Source organism: Myxococcaceae bacterium JPH2 (assembly GCA_016458225.1).
GTDB lineage: Bacteria > Myxococcota > Myxococcia > Myxococcales > Myxococcaceae > Citreicoccus.
Genome location: JAEMGR010000003.1, coordinates 1,005,800 through 1,025,808, shown reverse-complemented (window position 1 = coordinate 1,025,808; position 20,009 = coordinate 1,005,800). Strand labels below are relative to the sequence as shown.

At 70.3% G+C, this 20,009-nt stretch carries 19 protein-coding genes; 9 read left to right on the top strand and 10 right to left on the bottom strand.

Features of this window, described 5'->3' with window-relative positions:
* Positions 1-312: 312 nt before the first annotated feature.
* Both JGU66_08920 and JGU66_08915 read left to right on the top strand, forming a co-directional pair.
* Complete coding sequence (locus JGU66_08920; protein ID MBJ6760884.1) at positions 313-987, top strand: response regulator transcription factor; 675 nt, start codon at positions 313-315, stop codon at positions 985-987.
* Positions 984-2,051: a hypothetical protein gene (locus JGU66_08915; GenBank protein MBJ6760883.1), complete on the top strand. Its 1,068-nt coding sequence runs from the start codon at positions 984-986 to the stop codon at positions 2,049-2,051. The genes JGU66_08920 and JGU66_08915 overlap by 4 nt, the downstream gene beginning before the upstream one ends.
* A gap of 121 nt (positions 2,052-2,172) precedes the next feature.
* On the opposite strand, the gene JGU66_08910 is transcribed toward JGU66_08915, so the two are convergent.
* From JGU66_08910 to JGU66_08890, 5 genes are all read right to left on the bottom strand, one after another.
* On the bottom strand, positions 2,173-5,205 hold the full coding sequence (locus tag JGU66_08910; protein ID MBJ6760882.1) for an efflux RND transporter permease subunit: 3,033 nt from the start codon (positions 5,203-5,205) through the stop codon (positions 2,173-2,175).
* Positions 5,206-5,210: 5 nt separating this feature from the next.
* On the bottom strand, positions 5,211-6,278 hold the full coding sequence (locus JGU66_08905) for an efflux RND transporter periplasmic adaptor subunit (protein ID MBJ6760881.1): 1,068 nt from the start codon (positions 6,276-6,278) through the stop codon (positions 5,211-5,213).
* Positions 6,275-7,330, bottom strand: a complete 1,056-nt coding sequence (locus JGU66_08900) for a TolC family protein (protein ID MBJ6760880.1) — start codon at positions 7,328-7,330, stop codon at positions 6,275-6,277. The genes JGU66_08905 and JGU66_08900 overlap by 4 nt, the downstream gene beginning before the upstream one ends.
* A gap of 505 nt (positions 7,331-7,835) precedes the next feature.
* Entirely contained in the window at positions 7,836-8,270 is a 435-nt protein-coding gene (locus tag JGU66_08895) for a helix-turn-helix transcriptional regulator (GenBank protein ID MBJ6760879.1), read from the bottom strand.
* Positions 8,271-8,383: 113 nt separating this feature from the next.
* Positions 8,384-8,737, bottom strand: coding sequence for a helix-turn-helix transcriptional regulator (locus tag JGU66_08890; GenBank protein MBJ6760878.1), 354 nt, complete (start codon positions 8,735-8,737; stop codon positions 8,384-8,386).
* A gap of 243 nt (positions 8,738-8,980) precedes the next feature.
* Here JGU66_08890 and JGU66_08885 point away from each other — a divergent pair, with 243 nt between their 5' ends.
* The 3 genes from JGU66_08885 to JGU66_08875 all read left to right on the top strand — a co-directional run bounded on the left by JGU66_08885 (position 8,981) and on the right by JGU66_08875 (position 12,285).
* A complete protein-coding gene (locus JGU66_08885; GenBank protein ID MBJ6760877.1) occupies positions 8,981-10,216 on the top strand; it encodes a serine/threonine protein kinase in 1,236 nt (411 codons plus the stop codon).
* Positions 10,217-10,624: 408 nt separating this feature from the next.
* Positions 10,625-11,905: a serine/threonine protein kinase gene (locus tag JGU66_08880; protein ID MBJ6760876.1), complete on the top strand. Its 1,281-nt coding sequence runs from the start codon at positions 10,625-10,627 to the stop codon at positions 11,903-11,905.
* An 80-nt stretch (positions 11,906-11,985) separates the two neighbouring features.
* Positions 11,986-12,285 (top strand): hypothetical protein, encoded by a 300-nt coding sequence (locus tag JGU66_08875; protein MBJ6760875.1) that lies wholly within the window; start codon positions 11,986-11,988, stop codon positions 12,283-12,285.
* A gap of 13 nt (positions 12,286-12,298) precedes the next feature.
* Here the strand turns inward: JGU66_08875 and JGU66_08870 are convergent, their stop codons facing one another.
* Entirely contained in the window at positions 12,299-12,721 is a 423-nt protein-coding gene (locus JGU66_08870) for a hypothetical protein (GenBank protein MBJ6760874.1), read from the bottom strand.
* A 231-nt stretch (positions 12,722-12,952) separates the two neighbouring features.
* Between JGU66_08870 and JGU66_08865 the strand changes: the two genes are divergently transcribed.
* Positions 12,953-13,636: a hypothetical protein gene (locus tag JGU66_08865; GenBank protein MBJ6760873.1), complete on the top strand. Its 684-nt coding sequence runs from the start codon at positions 12,953-12,955 to the stop codon at positions 13,634-13,636.
* A 62-nt stretch (positions 13,637-13,698) separates the two neighbouring features.
* Here JGU66_08865 and JGU66_08860 read toward each other — a convergent pair whose 3' ends face one another.
* Entirely contained in the window at positions 13,699-14,058 is a 360-nt protein-coding gene (locus JGU66_08860; protein MBJ6760872.1) for an STAS/SEC14 domain-containing protein, read from the bottom strand.
* 321 nt (positions 14,059-14,379) lie between these two features.
* On the opposite strand from JGU66_08860, the gene JGU66_08855 reads away from it, so the two are divergent.
* From JGU66_08855 to JGU66_08845, 3 genes are all read left to right on the top strand, one after another.
* The gene (locus JGU66_08855) at positions 14,380-15,324 is read left to right on the top strand and encodes an AAA family ATPase (protein ID MBJ6760871.1); all 945 of its coding nucleotides are present in this window, start codon (positions 14,380-14,382) and stop codon (positions 15,322-15,324) included.
* Positions 15,321-16,424, top strand: coding sequence for an ArsA family ATPase (locus JGU66_08850; GenBank protein MBJ6760870.1), 1,104 nt, complete (start codon positions 15,321-15,323; stop codon positions 16,422-16,424). Before JGU66_08855 ends, JGU66_08850 begins: the two co-directional genes overlap by 4 nt.
* A 147-nt stretch (positions 16,425-16,571) precedes the next feature.
* Entirely contained in the window at positions 16,572-17,675 is a 1,104-nt protein-coding gene (locus tag JGU66_08845; GenBank protein ID MBJ6760869.1) for a CBS domain-containing protein, read from the top strand.
* Between the two features lie 9 nt (positions 17,676-17,684).
* Here the strand turns inward: JGU66_08845 and JGU66_08840 are convergent, their stop codons facing one another.
* The 3 genes from JGU66_08840 to JGU66_08830 all read right to left on the bottom strand — a co-directional run bounded on the left by JGU66_08840 (position 17,685) and on the right by JGU66_08830 (position 19,827).
* Positions 17,685-18,488, bottom strand: coding sequence for a Rieske (2Fe-2S) protein (locus tag JGU66_08840; GenBank protein ID MBJ6760868.1), 804 nt, complete (start codon positions 18,486-18,488; stop codon positions 17,685-17,687).
* On the bottom strand, positions 18,485-19,063 hold the full coding sequence (locus tag JGU66_08835) for a YceI family protein (GenBank protein ID MBJ6760867.1): 579 nt from the start codon (positions 19,061-19,063) through the stop codon (positions 18,485-18,487). Before JGU66_08835 ends, JGU66_08840 begins: the two co-directional genes overlap by 4 nt.
* A 74-nt stretch (positions 19,064-19,137) precedes the next feature.
* Positions 19,138-19,827, bottom strand: a complete 690-nt coding sequence (locus JGU66_08830; protein ID MBJ6760866.1) for a hypothetical protein — start codon at positions 19,825-19,827, stop codon at positions 19,138-19,140.
* Between the last annotated feature and the right edge of the window lie 182 nt (positions 19,828-20,009).

Genomic DNA, 20,009 nt, shown 5'->3' with positions numbered 1-20,009 from the left:
TTCCAGGGCTCACTTCCGAGGTGGGGCGCGCGTTCTATTCCTCCGCGCCTTCCGCTGTCAACTCGCTCCGTTGACTGCCGTATTTCCTTTTTCCCCTCCACCAAATCCTTCTGCCCCAACCAGCGTCGGGGCCCTCTTGGCGAGGGGCGCGGCTTGTAACGCCGTGCCGCGTACGGTGTCAACGACTCTTCGCGCCTCCGTCCCAGGTTCTTCGTTCCCGGGTTCACTGGCACCGGCGTTCGAGGGGACGAGCGCTCTGTGACCTGGCCCTGGTGAGCGGCGCGGGCAGACGGTTCAGCGTAGAACGCGTCCGTGCCCATCCTCGTCGTGGAAGATGAAGTTCGGGTCCGTGCCTTTCTCGAGCGGGGCCTGAGCGAAGAGGGCTTCCTGGTCCGCGTCTGCTCCTCGGGAGACGAAGCGCGCGACCTGTTGCGCGACGGTCGGTTCGACCTCGTGCTGCTCGACTGGATGATTCCTGGACTGTCCGGCCTCGACCTTCTCCAGGCCCTGCGGGCTCGCCAGGACATCACCCCGGTCCTGATGCTTACCGCTCGCGACGCTGTCGCGGACCGCATCGCCGCCCTCAATGCTGGCGCGGACGACTACCTGGTCAAGCCGTTCTCTTTCGAAGAGCTGCTCGCTCGCATCCGGGCCATCCTTCGGCGGGTCTCCGGCCGCGCGAGTCCTGTGCTGAGCCATGGGGACCTGTCGCTCGACCCAGTGACTCGCAAGGTGGTTCGGGCTGGAGCGACGTTGGCGCTGACCGCTCGCGAGTATTCGCTCCTGCACTTTCTCCTCGAGCATGCGGGGGAGGTCGTCTCGCGGACCCGGATTGTGCAGGCGGTCTGGGACCATGACTTCGAGACCTTCTCCAACGTCGTCGAGGTCTACATCCGCTATCTGCGCGCGAAGGTGGATGCTCCCTTTCCCGACAAGCTCATCCATACCGTGCGCGGCGTGGGCTATGTGCTGAGGAGCCAGGAATGACTCGCCCCCAGTCGCTGCGATCGCGACTGACTCGCTTCTTCGCCGGGGCCGTGCTGGGCACGCTGCTTCTCTACGGCGCGCTCGTGACCGTTGTTCTGGGTGTGTGCGACTGGTGGGAGCAGCGGCATCCTCGCCCTCCTGGACAGGAGGAAGGACTCCTCGATGACGCTCGCGAGGCCTTCGGCACGGTGCTGCTGACGGCTCCCTTCGCGGTGGTCGGCGCGGTGGCCCTGGGGCGACTCTTCGTGGATCGGGCGCTGGCTCCCTTGCGGGAGGCCAGCAGCAGGGCTCGGGCCGCTCGCGCGTCCTCGCTGGACTTGTCTTTGCCCGTTCGCGGCACCGGCGATGAGTGGGACGAGCTGGCTTCCACGCTCAACGGGCTGCTCTCGGAGACTCGCAGCTCGATGGCTCGCATCCGCAGCTTCACCTCGGATGCTGCGCATGAGCTGCGCACACCGCTCACCGTCATCCTTGGGGAGACGGAGCTGGCGCTCCGCCGTGAGCGCTCTCCCGAGGCGTATCGACAGGCGCTTGAGATCATCCACGCGGAGAGTCTTGGGCTCGCTTCGTTGGTGGATGCCCTGCTGACCTTGGCTCGCGCGGATGCCGGTGCGCTGGTCTCATCAGCCGCTCTGGTGGACCTGCTTCAGCTCGCCGAGGCGTCTGCTCGTCGAATGGAGCGGGTGCAGAGAGAGCGCGCGCCTCGGCTCAGCGTCACGGGCGCGGCGATTCAGGTTCGGGGCGATGCGGTGTTGCTGGGACGGGTGCTCGACAACCTTCTGTCCAATGCACTCCGCCACTGCCAGAGCGAGGTCCGGGTCGAGGTGCACTCGACTCCCGCGGGCGCCCTGGTGACCGTCGCGGATGATGGCTCGGGTGTCGAGCCTGCGTTCCTTCCCCGGCTCTTCGAACGGTTCGCTCGCGCGGACGATGCCCGTACTGGCGAGGGACTTGGCCTGGGGCTCGCGCTCTCCCGTGCGCTGGTCGCGGCGCATGGTGGATCGCTCAGCTATGAGCGGCGCGAGACGCATTCGAGCGTCTTCATCGTTCGACTCCCCTCGTGACCTGCGTTCCTCGGCTTCGAGTGGTGCGCCTTTGGTCTCAGGACCGACCCGGTCTCGCGGATCGGCATTCTGTCGAAGATGGCGAACCGCGTACTCGGCCAGGTTGGGTGAGCTGGATGGATCAGGGGCTGACTTGCGGTGGGGATTGGCCTGCTCGACGGACCAGGAGGTAGGCCGCTGGCAAGGCGATCAGGACCATCAGGGTCGAGAGCGCGAGGCCCCCTAGGACAGTGACCGCCAAGGGGCGCTGGAGTTCTCCTCCCTCGCCCAGGCCCAGCGCCAGCGGAAACAAGCCCAGCAGCGTGGCCAGCGTGGTCATGAGGATGGGACGCAGTCTGACCTGGGCCGCGAGCACTACCGCGCTTCTCGGATCCATTCCGGCTTCGCGACCCTCCTCCGCTCGGTCGAGCAGGAGGATGCCGTTCTTCACCACCAGGCCCACCAGCAGGATGCAGCCCATCAACGAGGAGACGTTGAGCGGGACTCCCGTCACTCGCAGACAGGCCACTCCGGCCGCGAGCGCAATCGGTACCGCGCCGAGGATCAGGCACGGCAGGACGAGGCTGCGGAAATGAACCGTCAGCACCCAGAACACGCCCACGGCGGCCAGCAACAACACCCACACCAGGGACACGAAGGACTCGTGCTGACTCTCGCGCAGCCCTCCCAGGCGCAGATCGATTCCTGGTGGCGGAACCAGTCCCGCGAGCCGTGCTTGCACATCCGCCGTCACGCTGCCCAGGTCCCGTCCCTCCAAGCGACCTGTCACCGCCACCAGTGGCCTGAGATTGTCTGTCAGCAACTCGGAGGGCAGGCACTCGCGCCGCATGTGCGCCACCTGCAGCACTGGCACGGATGCTCCCGCGGGCGTCCTCACTCGCAAGTGCTCCAACACCTGCGCGTCCAGGCGATCCGAATCTCGCAGGCTCACCCGGGCCTCCATCCAGCGCCCCTCTTTGGGCACGGAGCCTGCGACTTGTCCCAACATCGCCGTGCGCACCTGCGTGGCCAGGTCCTGCACCGTCAGCCCAAGTTGGCCCGCGGCTCGGAGATCCACGTCCAGGTGGACCTCGGGGGTGCAACCCGCGACTCCGTCGTAGAGGTCCGCCAGCCCCGGGATGTCCTTGAGGCGCTCGGCCACTTGCGGCGCGAAGGCTCTGAGTGCATCCAGGTCCGTGCCTTGGAGCTTCACTTCCACCGGATCCGGGTTCCCCTCCAGGTCGGAGAGCACGTCCTGGAGCAACTCGACGAACTCCACCCGCACGCCTGGGACCGCCGCCTCGACCTTCTCGCGGGCCTCCTCGATGACTTGTTCGCCGGGGCGATCGCGCGAGGGCTTCAACGCCACCGTGATGTCCCCCAGGGAGGACTCCGTGGCCGCGGGCGGCCCCAGCTCCGCGCCCAATCGACGGCTCGTGCCTTCGACCTCGGGGAGGCTGGCGAGGACCTCCTCGAGCTGATGGCCCAATCGCTCCGCCTCGTCCACCGAGGTCCCCGTGGGCGTGAAGTAGTCCACCACGAAGGCCCCCTCGTCGAGTTCAGGAAGGAAGCCCGTTCCCACTCCCCAGGCCAGTCCGCCCAGCAGCGCGGTCACCAGAGCCACGACCGCCAGCGTCCTCGCGGGATGCCTGGCCACTTGCACCAGGGTCCTGGCGTAGAGCCCGGCACCGGGTGCCTCGTGTGCGTGTCCCGACTGGGGACGCAGCAAGGTGCCGCACAGCAACGGCGTCAGCGTGACCGCGATGCCCAGCGAGAACACCACCGCCGCGCACAGCGTGAACGCGAGCGCGGAGAAGAACTGTCCGGCCACTCCCGACAGCAAGGCCAGCGGCGCGAACACCACGACCGTCGTCAGCGTGGAGTTGGTGACGGGCCACGCGACCTCTCGAAGCGCGTCGGCGGTCGCGGCCCAGCGCTCCATGCCCTCGCTCATCCGACGATGCACGGCCTCCACCACCACGACCGCGTCATCCACCACCAACCCGATGGCCACCGCGAGCCCACCCAGTGACATCAGGTTCAGCGTGCCCCCCGACATCCAGAGCGCGCCGAGCGTCATCCACAGCGTGGCCGGCAACGCCACCGCCGCCGCCAGCATCGGCCGCCATGAGCGCAGGAATAGCCCCACCACCGCGAGCGTGAGCAGCCCTCCCAACGCCACCTCGTCGCGCACGTGCGACACCGAGCGCGCGATGAGGTCCACCTGGTTGTAGGACACTCGGACCTCGACGCCCGGCGGCAGCGCGGGTGTCAGCGCATTCAGCTCGCGCTCGATGTCCTTCGCCAGCGCGATGGCGTCGGCTTGGGGCCTTCGACCGATGCTCACCAACACCGCGGGCCGACTGTTCGCGAACGTTCGCGACAACCTGTCCGCGTGCCCCTCCTCCACTCGGGCCACGTCTCCCAGTCGAATCGGAGCGGTGTCCGAACCTCCCACCACCAGCTCCACCAACCGTCCCGGGTCATCCACCGGACCGCGCACCACCACCAACTCCTGCTGGTAGTGCACGTCCACTCGGCCCGCGGGCTCCAGCTTGAGTGCGTCGCCTACCGCGGTGGCCACCGTGGCGAGGTCCAGCCCCGCCTGCTCCAGCTTGCGTGGATCCACCTCGATGCGCAGCTCGCGCACGTCGCCGCCCATCACCTCCACGCGCCCCACTCCCGGCAAGCCGGCGAGCATCGGGCGCAGCGTGTACAGCGCGAAGTCTCGCAACCTCGCGGGCTCGGCCGTGCCCGTCACCGCGAGCGTCTGGATGGGGAAGGACGACGGCAGGAGTCGCTCCGCCGTCAGCGTCACGTCCGACGGGAGCGAGCCGCGCAGCTCCGCCAGCCTCGCGTTGATCAACCCCAGGGAGCGGTCCATGTCCGCCTGCGGCTCGAACCAGAGCGAGACCTCGCTCGCGGCGCGGATGGTGCGCGAGCGAACCCGACGCACTCCGATGACCGTGGACAGCCCCTCCTCCACCGGGCGCGTCACCGAGAGCTGCATGGTCCGAGCGCTCGCGCCCGGCACCGTCGCGACGACGACGATGCGAGGGAAGGTCACCTCCGGGTAGAGCCCGCCCGGCAGATGCATCCCCGCCACCGCGCCGCCGATGCACAGCGCACCGAGCAATACCAGCAGGCCCGGCGCGTGCCGCCGCAACAGCTCCATCCACCTCAACGCACCACCTCCACCTCGGTGCCGTCCGGCAGTGAGTACCCACCCTCGACGATGACCACGGCCCCGTCTGGGACCGGGCCGTCGAGCAAGGCCTCACCGTTCTCCTCCGACAACACCGTCACCCCGACGCCCCGCACTCGCCCCTCTTCCACGAGCGCCACGCCCACGCCTCCGTCCGCCGTCGGCAACAGCACCGAGGCGGGAAGTCGCAGCGCCCGCCCCACTTCCTCCAGGAGGATTCGCGCCCGGACGAGGCTCCCCAAGCGCAGCGCTCCCGTCGGGTTCGCGACGCGGATGCGCACGAGGACATTGCCGCTTCGCGCGTCGATGGTGGGCGAGACGGCGAGCACCTCGCCTGGCGGTGGATCCGCTCGCGCGTCGAGACCGAGCGTGACCTTCTGGCCTGCCCGCACACGCGCGACCTCCGCTTGGGGCACGAAGGCGCGCAGCTCCAGCGGATCCGTGGCCGAGACCTGGATGATGGGCTGACCCGAGGTGTCCACCGATTCGCCCTGCTGGACGAACACCGCCGTCACCACGCCATCAAACGGCGCTTGGATGACGCTGCGACGGACGCCTCGGTGCGCCAGGTCCACCGCGGACTTCGCTCGCTGCTCGGCGGCGACCGCGGCGACCTCCGCGCTGCGGTCCTGCTCCAACTCCTGACGGGCCGCGACTCCTCGCTGCACGAGCACCTCGGTGCGCTCGCGCTTCGCCTTGGCTGCTTGAGTCGCTGCCGCTGCCTCTCTCGCGGTGGCCTCCGCTTGCGTCAGTTCGGCTGCGACGGGTGCGGACTCCACCTCGGCCAACGTCTGCGTTGCCCGCACGAGCGCTCCCTCCGAGACGCTCAGCTTCGCGAGGCGACCGGGCACCAGAGGACCCAGCTTGAGTTCTCTTCCTGGGGGCGATGCCAATACGCCCGACACCGGGAGCGACACTCCCGCGGGGGCCAGATGCGCGGTGACTCCACGCACTCGGGGATGCGGCAGCACGGCCTCCTCCTTCGACGCGGACTTGCACGCCACCGTGAGTCCACACGCGAGGAGCGCGACACTGAATCTCATGGAAGAGCACTCCCGACGGCCACTTCCAGGTCCGCGAAGGCCGACTGCGCGGTGAAGGCCGCCTGGATGAATTGGGCTCGCAGCTCCGAGGCGGACTTGAGGGCCTCGTTCAACGCGAGCAGCGGGCTGCGTCCCGCCCGGTAGGCGTCCAAGGCCATCCGCTCCGTGGTCTCCAAGCCCGGCAGGATGTCCGCCTCGTACCGGCGCAACGTCGCGAGCGCCGCAGTGAGGCGCGCGTGCGCGACGACGATGTCCGCGAGCCCCTGCCGGCGATCCTCATCCGCTTGCGCCTCGGCCAGTGCCACCGTGGCTCGGAGGCGGTCCTGCTCTCCGCGCCCCAACCCTGGGGTGGGGACCTCCAGGTCGAGCGCGCCTCGCAGGAACACGCTCTCCCCATGCGGACCGTCTCCCTCCAGCGAGATGCCCACCACGGGCGTGGGCCAGCGCTCTCGCTTCGCGGCTCGCAAGGACTCTCTCGCGGCTTCGACGTCCGCTTGTCTCGCCTTGGCTCGCGGGGCGTGATCCGATCGCGAGACAGCGTCATCCAGCGCGGGCAACCGCGGGGCTTGCTCCGCTGCCGGCGCCAAGGGGCGGCGCGGGTCTCGACCCAACAGCACGGCGAGTTCGGCGGAGAGCATCACCGTGTCCGCGTGCTGCTCCGATACCGCGACTTCGGCGGAGGCTCTCGCGAGCCTGGCTTGTACCCACTCCAGCTCCGGGGCCGCGCCCGTCTCGAAGCGGAGCTGGACCGCGGCCTCGGACTCTTGCGCGAGACGCAGGGCTCGCTCGGCGTTGGATTCGAGCTGTCGCGCTCGCACCAGGGCGAAGTAGGCGCGACGCGTGGTGGCTCGCACCGTCAGCTCGTTCGAGCGGCGCTCCTCTTCCGCGCCTCGCGCACCGAGTTCAGCGGCGTGGATCCGCGCGCCTCGCGCGCCTGGGACCGGGAGGCGTTGCGACACGCCCGCGGACCAGTGCGGATCATTCCCGCCTGCGGCGAGCGATACCGTGAGCGGCGCGAAGGTCCGGGCCACTTCGATGTCCCCTCGCGCCATCGCCTCCCGGGCTCGGCTCGCTGCGATACCGGGTGCGCGTGTTCCGGCCTCGACGAGGGCGACGTCGAGCGTCAGTGGGACTTCGGTGGGCAGCGCAGTGGATGCGTGGGGCGCATCGGTACCTGGCTGCTTGGCCGAGCGCGATGCCGTGTCTGTGTTGGCGGGCGCTGGTGCCCTGGTGCGTGTCGCGCTCGGTGGTTGAGGGGCTTGGGTTGGCTCCGCGATGGGGGGTCGCGGCGCTTCGGCTTGGGCCAGGGCGCTGGACAGCAGGGCCAGCGTGATCAGCCCGCCGCTTCCGCGTCTCCTGCCTCCTCTCGCACCCGTCTGCTTCGCAGCCATGAGCAATCCACGCCGCATGCTCGACCACCCGCTGGAAGTCCGCGACTTCCGTTCGCTGGATGAGAGCCCTTTAATCTGGCTGTCAGATGTCGCTCATCTGCCTCGCCGGCGACGTGTCCGGCGGTGGGCATCCGCGACCTGGCGCGCGGAACGGGCCGCGCCTCGGCTACCCGGCTCTGCGCCGCTTCGGGGCTCGGGTCACCAGCGTCGGCGCCCGCTTCGGCATCACCGACACGACCGCGTTCACCACCCTCGACACCGCTCGCAACTGCCCCAGCTCCAACGTGCGCAGCGTCCGCGTCAGCCTGCGCAGCTCGGCGGGCTCCTCGCGCCCCTCCCGGCGAGGCACCCCCACCGCCACCGGCGAGCCCGGCGCGCCCACTCCCAACAGCACGTCCGCCGAGACGTGCAGCACGTCGCACAGCCGGCGCAACGTCTGCGCGCGCGGCAACATCTTCCCGCGCTCCATCCGGCTGTAGACCTCCATGGCAATCCCCACACGCTCGGCCACATCGGCCTGCGTGAGCCCCAGGCGCAGGCGGGCATCGCGAGCGGCGGCTCCGAAGATGACGGTCAGCTTCTCATTAACGGGCGCGGGCATTCCGAATCAGGGCGCGACGCCATCCAACATGTCGCGGGGAGAAGAGGAAGTACGGACAACCCGAGACTCTCATTTCACCCCGGGTGTGCAAGTTTCCGGTGGAGTTCAGGTCCTCAGCGACGCACCAGGACCAGCGCGTCCCGCACCATTCGCGTCACGGCGCCGAGCTGCTCGCCATCCAGCTCCCGCAGTTCACCCACGAGTCGGCGCAGCCTCGGGGAGTCCTCCTCGGTCCACTCCACGGGACCCGATGCCTCCAATCCCAGCAGCGTGTCCGCGCGCACGCTCAGCACCCGGCAGAGGCGCCGGAGGGTGGTCGCGCTGGGCAGGACCCGGCCCCGCTCGATGCGCGCGTAGACCTCCAGCGCGATTCCTACCCGTGAAGCCACGTCCGCCTGCGACAGGCGAAGCCGGTCACGCGCCTCGCGCGCGGCTTCACCCACGATGATGGCCAGCTCCTCGTTCATGCGCTCTCCGCCGCTCGGGTCAGGGGCTCTCACACGTTGGGTTTCCCACACCCTACCTGTCACGGCCAGAGACTACCTCACAGGGCATTTCACATGCTATGGACCTCACGGGTCCATTCCTGTGAGGTCCACGCGCTTGCGAAGCCTTGTTCTCCGAGGTGAATTCAACCCTTCAGGTCTCGTTCCGCTCCGTCGCCACCGCGAGGCCCTCGTGGCATCTTGCGTCGCCGGGGGCGGCACCCCATGAGTCCCGAGTCACTCCATCCCCTGCTCCTGCAGCCCTCCGAGGTCGTCGGCAGCTATCGGCTGGTGCGGCGCATCGCCACTGGGGGGTATGGCACCGTGTTCCTCGCGGAGGCGGGTGGCCATCCCGTCGCGCTCAAGTTCGCGCTCCAGGGGCCCGAGGACGCGGCGGACTCGGCCCATGTGGATGCGCGCACGTTGAAGGAGGTGAGCGTGCTCTCGCGCGTCACCCATCCCAACGTGGTGGCCTTGCGGGGCTACAACCGCTGGCCACATCCGCGCACGGGCTACCTGTTCCTCGTCATGGACTACGTGGACGGGCCCACGCTGTCCGAGTGGGCTCGGACGCCGCTCCTCACGTCTCGACAGGTGGCGATGCTGTTCGCGGACCTGGCGCTCACGCTGGACGCCATCCATCGCGAGGGCGTGCGTCACCGCGACATCAAGGGCAGCAACATCATCGTGCGCGCCTCGGACGGGCGGCCCGTGCTGGTGGACTTCGGCTCGGGAGATCATGCGAGCGCGCCCGTGCTCACCGAGGGCCGGCTCCCCCCCGGCACGCCCAGCTATCGCAGCCCCGAGTCCTTGCAGTACTGGATGGAGCACCGCGAGCACGGGCCTCGCTACACGTTCCGCCCCACCGATGACTTGTACTCGCTGGGGCTCGTGCTGTTCGAGGTGCTCACGGGCACCTTCCCGTATCCCGCGACGCTGCCGCCCACCGCGCTGCTCGGCAGCATCCTGTCGGCTCGCGCGCCCGCGCCACATCGCATCAATCCGCAGGTGCCTCGGGCCTTGAGCGCCGTGTGCGGGCGACTGCTGGAGCGGAGCCCGACCCACCGCTACCAGACCGGGGCGGAGCTGTTTGGGGCACTGAGCGCCGCGATGGAGCAGTCCTCCTCGTCGTGGGACCAACCGCTCTTCGCCCTGCCGTCTCCCGAGGACGCCGTCACGGAGGAGGACGAGGCGCTGTTCGATGGCGACGAAGAGGCGCGCGAGCTGCGGCGCTGGGTGCGCTCGCTCGAGCGTCCCGCGCGCGGCGGCACATCCAAGCAGGACGCGAGTTCGCGCAAGGTCGCGCTGATGCCCGTGATGCTGATTCCGCCATCCGCGCTGGCACCGGCGCGGAGCGAACGCTCGTGGGTGCACGGCTGGGGGCGACGACTCCTCGCGTGGGCACGCCGATGGCGCATGCGTCGCGGGGTCCGCTCGGCATCGACTCGCAGATGCGGGTGAGGCGTCTCGGCTCGATGCGATGGGGGGGCGCCGTTGAACAGACTCCGTCGCTCCGCGAGCGACAGGGGTCGCAATCCCAGACGTCTCCAGGACAGGGGTGCTCGAGGACGCGGCCCCCTCGACTCGTCAGCTCGGTGGATGGCGCTGACGGAGAAGCTCTCGGCGCTGTCGTGCACCCATCCTCGACATGGGCGCGACCTACGCGGTCGACACGCGCCCGTGGCGCATCCTCGCCGTGCAGCGCTGACTCCGTTCCGCGGACTCCATGCGCGCGCTCTCGCGCGCGCATTCATTGGACCCTGAACATCCTATTCGCCATCAAGGACCCGTGGAGTTCCATCCGCGCGCGGACCGTGTTACCTGTGGCGTTGACAGCCTTCCTCCCTCCCTGGCAGGTCACCCACGCCCATGACGCCCGATACGACGACGGAAGAGACTCCTGGAGTGCCTCGCAGACCCCGCGTGCTGTTCAACGTGGGCGGCACCGCCTTCGAGTTCGTTCGCAAGCTGGAGGTCCGCGCCACCGGCGAGCTGATCATGCTCGCGCGCCGTCGCTACCGAGGCGGACTCGGCGGCCCCGTGGTCATCAAGCGACTGCGCGACCCCTCCACCTTCATCGACCGGCGTCGGCTCGTCGAAGAGGTGGAACTCACCTTCCGACTCAACCACCCCGCCATCGCCAAGGTGCTCCACATCAAGGCCTACCGAGGCGCGCCCCACGTCGTCATGGAGTACGTGGAAGGACGCTCGCTGGACACCGTGCTCAACCTGATGGCCATGCGCCGGCGTCCCCTCTCCGCCGCCTTCGCCGCCTACGTCGTCTCCGAGGTCGCCGAGGCCCTCCACTACGCCCATACCCTGCTCGATGAGTGGAACCGCCCGCTCCACATCGTCCACCGCGACGTCAGCCCTCGGAACATCCGCGTGGGCGTCCATGGCGAGGTGAAGCTGCTCCACTTCACCGTCGCCGCGTCGTCCCTCGCCGGCCGTGAGGTCACCAGCCGCCCCCTCGTGAAAGGCGACGTCGCCTACGCCTCCCCCGAGGCCCTGCGCCGCGAGCCCCTCGACGCGCGCTCGGACTTGTTCTCGCTCGGGCTGGTGCTCCTGGAGCTGCTGACCGGCTCGCACCCGCTCTCCGTCGAGGACGACACGCCCCTCGCGCCGCTCCCCGAGGCCCCCGCGCTGCTCTCCCAGGGCCCCACGTGGATGCCCCTGCCGGAGATCGCCGCGCGGATGGCACGGCTGGGCTCCGACGACGTGCAGCGGCTCGCGCGCGACGTGCCGGACCTGCTGCGCGAGCTGCTCGTGCGCGCGCTGCATCAGGACCCCGCCCAGCGCATCCCCAACGCCCACGAGTTCGCCACCCTGCTGCGCGCCTGGCTGCGGATCCACGCTCCGGACTACGGGCGCCACGCCGCGGCCGAGGAGCTGTCCCAGGCCGCCGTGGAGGCCACCGCCCGCCGTCACCAGGCGGACCTGCTGGAGGGCGGCCTGCACCCCGAGGGGCTCACCGCGGACGAGGCCGCCATGACGCCCGAGCCCGGCGCCGAATCGACGCCCGAGCCCGGCGCCGAGCCGCCTCCCTGGACCGGCGAGGACGAGCCGCTGCCCGTGGGCGAGGAGGCCCTGGACGAGCTGGTGCCCCTCGAGGACGAGGACGACGGCGCCGACGACGAGCCCGAAGAGTAGGCCTCCTCCCCCGCGGCACTCCGGGTGGCCTTGCCTCGCTGGCCGCCCGTCCCGACCTTCTCGGGAGAGAGGAAGACACCATGGTCATCCAGCCCGCCGAGGACTTCCATGGGCGCCAGACCGGCCCCCGTCACGAGGAGCCGGAGGACGCTCCCATGACAGCCGGGCCCCAAGCGCCCGGCCGTACGGAAGCCGACGAGGAGGACGTCCTCCCGGCCTTCGACGCGCAGGAGGATATCTCGCGTCCGGTGGACCCCGCGGCGCGAACCCCGGGCGCCCTGCTGGACGACATCCCCGACGGCGACGGGCCTCGCAGCGACGCGGGCACCAACCCGCTGCCCGAAGTGTATTGGTCAGCCTACCCAGACACCTCGCGCTGAGCGCCCCGAAGCGTCAGCCGACCTGACGCCGCGACTCCTCCACCTTCATCCGGTGCGCGTCCACCCAGGCGCGCGCCTCCTCGAAGGAGTCCACGCAGACGGTCTCGAAGCGCGTCGCGCGCGTGAAGAGCAACGCCACGGCCAAGGCGCGTCCCGCGGCGCGCTGCTCGGGATTGGCGCCCAGGTAGACGACGCCGCACTCCCACTCGGGATGGACGTGGTCGGCCAGGTACTTGAGCGACTCGGTGGGCAGCACCGCCTGCGCTACGTCCGCAATCACATAGAAACGTCCACCTGTTGCCACTTCCGCGCAGGCCTCGAGGAGCCATCGGGAATCGCGCGGACTCACCTTTCCAATCAGGGTTCCCCACAGCATGTCGGGTGGCTCGAACCACAGACGATGCGCGCCGGAACTCCACTCTCGCAGTTCCTCCATGGGTCATCCTCCCTGCTCGGCCCGCCAGGCCATCAGGATAGGCGTGAGCCGCGCGCGCGCATGCACCCCGCCGGTAAAACCTCCCGGGAGACGGCGGAATCCCTCATCACTGTCCGGCACCCAACCCGGCGCGGCCCCACGGTGGGACGCAAACCCTGACGTCCGAGCCCCGGAAACGTCAGCCCCCCTCTGTACTGTGTGCCCATTCCGACAGCACAGGGGGAATGCACCATGCCGGAAATCCACGAGCTGCCGCGCGTCTCGGTCAACAAGCTGGGCGAGTACCTCACCGCCTCTCCCGCCCGCCGCAAGCGCATCATCTACGACCAGAAGCACCCGCCCGAGCCCCAGTATCTGCGCTACCCGGAGGCGTCCTTCGCCATCACCGAGTTCCTCTGCCGCGGCCTGGACATGTCCGTGCTGCGCGAGCACCAGCGGCGCTTCGCGTGCAGCGTGCCGCAGTCCGAGTTCGAGGCGCAGCGGCTGCAGCTGTGCTCCGAGGCGCTGGAGCGCTTCGCGGACCTGGTGCCGTGGCTGGAGCTGGATGACGCCATCATCAGCGCGGTGGGCGCGGAGCCGCCCGTGCTCGAGATGGCGGGCGTCACCATCAGCGTGCGCCCGGAGGTCGTGCTGCAGAAGTTGGATCGCCACGGCAACCCGCGCGTGGGGTTGATGAAGCTCTACTTCTCCAAGCACCACCCGCTGGATGAGCGCTCGGGGCAGTACATCGGCACGATGCTGCAGCGCTTCTCCGAGCAGCACCTGTGCCGGCTGGGCCCCGCGGACCATCGCCTCACGTACGTGGTGGATGTCTTCGCGGGCACCATCTTCGTCGCGCCGCGCGCGCACATCCGACGGCTGAGCGACGTGGTGCTGGCCTGCGAGGAGATCGCCGAGCGCTGGGCCTTGCATTGAGCTGCTGTCCCGCGCATCCCGGCCTTCGCCTGGGACTCGGGACCTTTCCCCCCCGGTGCTGCCTACCGCCCCTTCGCCGACTGCGCCGTGCGAGCACGGTGCGCGTCAATCCACGCGCGTGCGTCATCCAAGCTGTGCAGGAACTCCGTGTCGAAGCGAGTGCGCCCGGTGAAGAGCAGCGCCACCATGAGCGCCTTCGTCACGGCCTTCTGGGCCATGCCGCCGCCCACGAAGACGATGGCGCGGAACCACTCGGGGTTGATGTGTTCAGCCAGATACTTTCGCGGCGCCACCGAGAGCGAGCTGACCCCCAGGTCTGCCACCAGATAGAGCGGCTCGCCCGTGGCCGTGGCCCGAGCGATGTCGACGATCTGCTTCGAGTCCTCCACCGAGACCGGTCCTCGGAAGGTCGCCCACAACATGTCGGGGGGCTCGCTTCGGATCCGATGTGTGCCGAAGGCCCATTCCTGCAACTGTCCCATACCGTCTCCCACGCAGAGGGCGGCAGGGTACTCAAAACTGCCCCCTGGATAACAGACGGAGTGTCACGTTCCTGCGTGGCGGAAAAAGCGGCCCACCTTTCGGGTAGGTCCCCCGCTCGCGTCGGCCCCTCCTGGCGCGCCATTCCTCCCTCGGGAAAGGCCTCGCGCGCGGCGTCCACGCCTCAGAGCACCCACGGGTTGTAGTCTCCGGCGCGAAGCCACGAAGGGTCGCGCCAGCAGGTGCGGCGGAATGGGGGAGTGGTGCTGGAGTCCCTGTGGAGCAAGCGGGCGGTGCTCGTGTCGGGCAAGGGTGGCGTCGGAAAGACGACACTCGCGGCGGCGCTCGCCGTGGCCGCGGCGCGAGCGGGCCGGCCGGTGCTGCTGGTGGAGCTGTCGCCGGATGAGAACGGGCCGTCCACGCTGGCCGCGCTGGTGGGCGCGCGCGACGAGGGGCCGCGCGTCACCGTGGCGAGGCCGGGACTGTCCTTCGTGCGGCTGTCCGCCCTGGAGGGACACCGGCGATTCCTGGAGGAGACGCTGCCGCTGCGGTGGCTCGCGGACGCGGCGCTGCGCGCACGGGCGCTGCGGCGCTTCCTGGATGCGGGCCCTGGGCTGCGGGAGATGGGGCTGCTGTACCAGATGCTCACGCTGCTGCGGCTCACCCGTCCTGGCGGCGCGCCCACGCACCCGCTGGCCATCCTGGACCTGCCGGCCACGGGACATGCGCTGGGGCTCGCGTCGCTGCCGAAGAGCGTGCTGTCGGTGATGCCGGGCGGGCCCATCGGGCGCGCCATGGCCGAGGGGCTGACCTTCCTGCAGGACCCGGCCCGCACGGGCGTGCTGCTCGCGAGTCTCCCCGAGCCGCTGCCCGTCAGCGAGGCGCTCGCGCTGAGCCAGGACCTGCGGCGGCTGGGGCTGCCGCTGGCGGCCGCGGTCCTCAACCGCATGCCGGAGGACCCGTTCACGCCCGCGTCTCGCGCGGCGGCGGAGCGGTTGCTCGCGGCGCACGGGCCGCATCACGGGCAGCGCGCCCTGGGGCGGCTGGCGCGGGCGCAGGCCTCGTGGGAGCGGTTCGCGGTGGGCCTGGACGCGCCCCACCTGTGCCTGCCCGAGCTGTCCGTGACGGGGCCGGAGTTGGTGGAGCAGCTCGCGGGGCGGCTCGTCACCGCGCCTCCGTCACGACGCGCGCGGGAGGCCACGCCATGAGCCTGGGCCCGCTGGTGCGGAACAAGCGCGTCCTCGTGCTGTGCGGCGCGGGGGGCGTGGGCAAGACGACGACGGCCGCCGCGTTGGGCGTGGCCGCGGCGCGCGCGGGGCGCCAGGTGCTGGTGCTCACCATCGACCCGGCCCGCCGGCTCGCGGAGGCCATGGGGATGAAGGACCACGGCCCCGAGCCCACCGCCGTTCCGCCCGAGCTGTTGGGCGCGCGGGGAGCGGGGCGGCTCGACGTGTGGATGCTGGAGCCGGGCATCGTCTTCGAGCGCATGGTGCGGCGGCTGGCGCCCTCGGAGAAGGCCGCGCGCGCCATCCTGGAGCACCGCCTGTACCGCTTCCTGTCCGAGCTCATCACCGGCATGCAGGAGTACGCGGCCGCCGAGGCGCTCGACGGGTTCCTCGCGTCCGAGCGCTACGAGCTCATCGTCCTGGACACGCCACCGAGCCGACACGCGCTGGACTTCCTGGAGGCGCCTGGCCGGCTGTCGCGCTTCTTGGATGACCGCATCGTCTCGCTGTTCGGGCCGGTGGAGGGCACGCGCGGCGGGAGGCTGTGGCAGGGCGCGCAGGCCCTGGTCGCGCGCGTGCTGGGGCCCGTCTTCGGCGAGGGCTTCACCCGAGAGCTGCGCGACTTCGTGGGCGCCTTCGGGAGCCTGTTCGCGGGCATCCGCCTGCACACGGAGCGGCTGCGCGCTCGACTGTCCTCGCCGGACACGGCCTTCTTGCTGGTCACCTCGCCCGAGGCCGCGGCGCTGCGCGAGGCGGTCTTCTTCCGCGAGGCGCTCGCCGCGCGCGAGCTGCCCTTCGCGGGCTACATCCTCAACCGGAGCTGGGCCCGCGACGAGCCGCTGCCCGGGCCCGAGGCCCTGCGTTCCTACGCGCACGACTCGGCCTCGGTGCACGCGGTGGAGGCGCTCACGCGGCTCGCGGCGGACGAGCATGCACGTGCGACTGCGCATCGCGCCTTGCTCGCACGGCTGGCCGAGCAGTCCCCCAAGGGTGCGTTGGCCGTGGCGGCGCCAGACGCGGACGCGGGCCTGGAGGACTTCCAGGGACTGGTGCGGCTGGGCGATGCGCTTGTTCCGCCGTGAGGCGTGGGGCCTCTGTCCACCGTGCGGCATCGGCCGTGTCCTGTCCCGGGCGGTGGCTCGGGCGCGGACGCACGGCCGCGGACACTCGCGCGCTCGCGACGGACTCGCGTGGTTGGTCGCGCGACGACGCGCCCCCAGCTTCGAGGCATGGCCCAACGCACGCTCGACAATGGCCGGGAACCTCATTCGTCGCCCTCGACGAATGGCACGGGTGAGTCGCCTCCCGCGCGGCGCGCGGACGTGGCGCCCCCTGGCTCGCGTGAACGCTCCGAGTCCGACATCAGCGGCTGGAACCCCGCGCGCGATGAGGAGCCCTCCGCGCGCGAGGGTCGCTTCCACCGCGCCGCGCTGCTGCGCATGGCCCAGCCTCGCACCAACGTGGACGACCCCGGCTCACCCGAGTCGCGGATCCGCGCACCGGGGCCCTACGGCGCGGACGACCGTGACGACGCCTACGCGACCGGACGCGGGCCGCACCCTCACCAGGGTGACGACATCCGAGAGCTGCATCGCCAGCCCGCGGACTATCGGCCGTGGGACCGGTACGGCTACGGCGGAGCACCCGAGCCGACCCATCACCTCGAGCCTCAACACCCCGCGCACAGTGAGTCCTCCGGGTGGAGTGATGCCCAGGAGCCCGCCGCGTGGGAGCCGCGAGACTCGCCCCACTCGGAGCCCGCTCCGGCGACGCACCGCCACTCGGGACGTGGGGGTGAGCCTCGCGGCCGCCCCCACGCCTGGGGCGGCATCGCGGGCCTCCTGGCCACTCGGGGCCATGCGCCTCGACGTCGGTGGCGCAAGGAGCCTCTCACCGCTCGCGACCTGATGACCCGCAGCGTGCGCACCGCGCGCCGGGACAGCTCGCTGCGCGACGTGGCGCAGCTCATGAAGGACGAGGACTGCGGCGTCATCCCCATCGTGGATGCGCAGCGGCGCCTGCTCGGGTTGGTGACGGACCGGGACCTCGCCCTGCGCGCGTTCGCGGGCGGCGGCCGGCCGGATCAACTCCGCGCGCAGGACGTGATGACCGAGGACGTGGAGGCCGTCACTCCCGAGGAGCCACTCCCCGCAGTCATCGACCTCATGGGACGCCGCCAGATTCGCCGCGTCCCCGTGGTGGATCGAGACGACACCCTCGTCGGAATCCTCGCGCTGAGCGACATCGCGCACCGCGCGGACTACGACGAGGAACTCCAGGACGCGCTGGAGCGCATCTCCGCGAGGCGCTCCTTCTGGAGTCGCCTGCGGTAGCGCCCGCGCTCAGGCCACGGTCACCGTGACGCCGCTGGCATCCGAGGTGACCGTGAACTTCTTGAGCGGCACCGTGGCCGGGCCCTGAGTGACAGCGCCTTCCTTCGTGAAGGTGGAGCTATGGCACGGGCACAGCAGGTCATTGGCCCCGCTGTCGAACTGCACCGTGCAGCCCTGGTGCGTGCACATCCCGTCCACCGCCGAGAACGAGCCGTCATCCAAGCGGAAGACAAACAGCGTGTTCCCGTAGCCCCGCGGCTTGCCCTGCGCCACGCCCCCCGAGTTCTGGAGCTGGGGGAACTGGGCGAACGTCAGCGCCACCTTGCCGTTCACCACCGAGGGGAAGCCGACATCGCCGGCCTTCAGGTCGATGGTCACCACCTGCGTGGCGGCGTTGTACTGCGCGGGGAACGTCTTCAGCCCCACCTTGGCGGGCGGATGCGTCACCTGCCCGTCCGTGCCGAAGCGCGACAGGTGGCACGGGCACACGGCTTCCTGTCCGTTGAAGCCCAGCGGGCAGCCCACGTGCGTGCACGTGGCGGACATCACCGCGAACGTCTCGCCGCCCGGGTGCACCAGCAGCAGGTTCTCCATGCCCGGGATGCGCAGGGTGACCGCGCCACCATCGCGCGACAGGTCCGGGTAGCGCGGCACCACCAGGGACACCTTGCCGTCGTCCCCCGGCGCGGGCACGTCCAGCACCGGCGCGGGGTCGATGTCCGGCGCGCAGCCAGGCAACGCGGCAGCCGCCGCGCCCGCCACCGCGCCCGTGCCCAACACGCCCTTCAGAAAGCCACGACGCGAGGTGCTCACGCCCCCTCCAACACGAAGGTCAGCTTCGGCTCCACCACGACCTTGTCGTCCACCTTCACCATCAGCAGCGAGGGACGCTCCACCTGATAGCCCTCCAGGCTGATGTCGAAGGAGCCCTCGGTGTGGACCTCCTTCGCGGACGTGAAGACGACGGTCAGCGGATACTCCACGTTCTGCTTCACGTTGTGGAAGAAGAGCTGGCCCTTGAGCGTCACCTGCTGCGTGGAGGGGAACGTGGTGGGCACCTTCACGCCCGTGGCCACGCCCTTGAAGTCCACCAGCGGGAACTTGGCCGCCTCCGTCACTTCCTGCATGTGCGCGTCACGGTTGGAGTTGCCCGAGTCGAAGTCCTTCACGTTGGCGCGCACCGCCACCTGGAGCGTGCCGTCCGGCAGCAGCCGGGCCTTGCCCTCGCTGGGATGCGCGGTGCCCACCACCTCGTGGAGCTTGTGCTTCAGCTTGTAGGAGAGCGTGCTGCCCTCCTTGTTCACCGAATAGGACTTGGCCTGGGCCGCCGCCACGCAGGGCAGGGCCACGCACAGCAGGGCGAGCAGGGCGAATCGTCGAGCGTTCACGGTGAGACCTCCAAACAGACCTTGTGCCCGCCCCACGGCGGCGGCACGGGGACCTTCACGAACCGGCGGCGTCCTCAGAAGGTAAGCGACACCACGCCGGCCACCACCGCGCCCAGCGTCATGTAGCCGACCACCTGGTGCGCGGTCGCCAGGTTCACTTCGGACAGCTTTCCGTAGTCATGCACGGCCAGGATGCCCAGCACCGCCTGCGTCAGCATTCCCGCGGTGGCCAGGCCCATGAAGAGCTTGTGGAACGTCACCGTGTCCCACTGGAACTTCTTCTCGATGGGCTCCGGCGCCAGCAGGCCCAGCGCGCCCACCGTGGCGAACAGCGCGGACGTGCCGATGACGAAGCCCTTGTGCCACGCGAGCAGCGCCCGGTTGTCTTCCCCGCCTCGGAAGGAGCGGCTGAACTGAAGCTGGCCCAGCACCGTCGTGGTGGCCAACCCGCCAGCCATCGCGAGCCCCAGGCCCTGGTGCAGCTTCAGCATGGTGCGGCGGCGCTTGATGCGGCGATCCAGCTCGGGATCCGCCTGGGCCGCCTCCTCCGCGGGCTGGAGCAAGTCAAAGTCCAGCGACGGCTCCTGTCCGGCGGGCGTCTGCGATGAAGGAACGGGCTCGTTCGCCGCCGCTTCCAGGGGCTTGGGCGCCATGGGCGCGTCCATCGCCGCGCTGTCGGAGTTCGCGGCCTGCTGCGCTCGGGCGGGAAGGGAGGCGGACAGCAGGCACAGGCTGAGGAAGGCGACGGGAAGGCGGCTCGACATGGCTTCTCGCGGGAAGACGGACCCGCCCTCGGTGGCGGCCCCCAGCCTCGACGGCCGGGCTGTGTGAGGACGCTATCGTCCCGCCCTGCCTCACGAAAGGAACTTCCGCCCCTGTTCCCTCGGTGACACCGCCGCCACGGCCACGCAACCCCGCCGCTCTCGCCGCCGTGCGCACATGGCAT

What these genes read in the sequence shown, in the direction of transcription:
- JGU66_08915 (MBJ6760883.1), top strand. Translation starts at nt 984, where the DNA reads ATGACTCGCCCCCAGTCGCTGCGATCGCGACTGACTCGCTTCTTCGCC.
- JGU66_08910 (MBJ6760882.1), bottom strand. Translation starts at nt 5,205, where the DNA reads ATGGAGCTGTTGCGGCGGCACGCGCCGGGCCTGCTGGTATTGCTCGGT.
- JGU66_08905 (MBJ6760881.1), bottom strand. Translation starts at nt 6,278, where the DNA reads ATGAGATTCAGTGTCGCGCTCCTCGCGTGTGGACTCACGGTGGCGTGC.
- JGU66_08900 (MBJ6760880.1), bottom strand. Translation starts at nt 7,330, where the DNA reads ATGGCGCGAGGGGACATCGAAGTGGCCCGGACCTTCGCGCCGCTCACG.
- JGU66_08895 (MBJ6760879.1), bottom strand. Translation starts at nt 8,270, where the DNA reads ATGCCCGCGCCCGTTAATGAGAAGCTGACCGTCATCTTCGGAGCCGCC.
- JGU66_08890 (MBJ6760878.1), bottom strand. Translation starts at nt 8,737, where the DNA reads ATGAACGAGGAGCTGGCCATCATCGTGGGTGAAGCCGCGCGCGAGGCG.
- JGU66_08885 (MBJ6760877.1), top strand. Translation starts at nt 8,981, where the DNA reads ATGAGTCCCGAGTCACTCCATCCCCTGCTCCTGCAGCCCTCCGAGGTC.
- JGU66_08880 (MBJ6760876.1), top strand. Translation starts at nt 10,625, where the DNA reads ATGACGCCCGATACGACGACGGAAGAGACTCCTGGAGTGCCTCGCAGA.
- JGU66_08875 (MBJ6760875.1), top strand. Translation starts at nt 11,986, where the DNA reads ATGGTCATCCAGCCCGCCGAGGACTTCCATGGGCGCCAGACCGGCCCC.
- JGU66_08870 (MBJ6760874.1), bottom strand. Translation starts at nt 12,721, where the DNA reads ATGGAGGAACTGCGAGAGTGGAGTTCCGGCGCGCATCGTCTGTGGTTC.
- JGU66_08865 (MBJ6760873.1), top strand. Translation starts at nt 12,953, where the DNA reads ATGCCGGAAATCCACGAGCTGCCGCGCGTCTCGGTCAACAAGCTGGGC.
- JGU66_08860 (MBJ6760872.1), bottom strand. Translation starts at nt 14,058, where the DNA reads ATGTTGTGGGCGACCTTCCGAGGACCGGTCTCGGTGGAGGACTCGAAG.
- JGU66_08850 (MBJ6760870.1), top strand. Translation starts at nt 15,321, where the DNA reads ATGAGCCTGGGCCCGCTGGTGCGGAACAAGCGCGTCCTCGTGCTGTGC.
- JGU66_08845 (MBJ6760869.1), top strand. Translation starts at nt 16,572, where the DNA reads ATGGCCCAACGCACGCTCGACAATGGCCGGGAACCTCATTCGTCGCCC.
- JGU66_08830 (MBJ6760866.1), bottom strand. Translation starts at nt 19,827, where the DNA reads ATGTCGAGCCGCCTTCCCGTCGCCTTCCTCAGCCTGTGCCTGCTGTCC.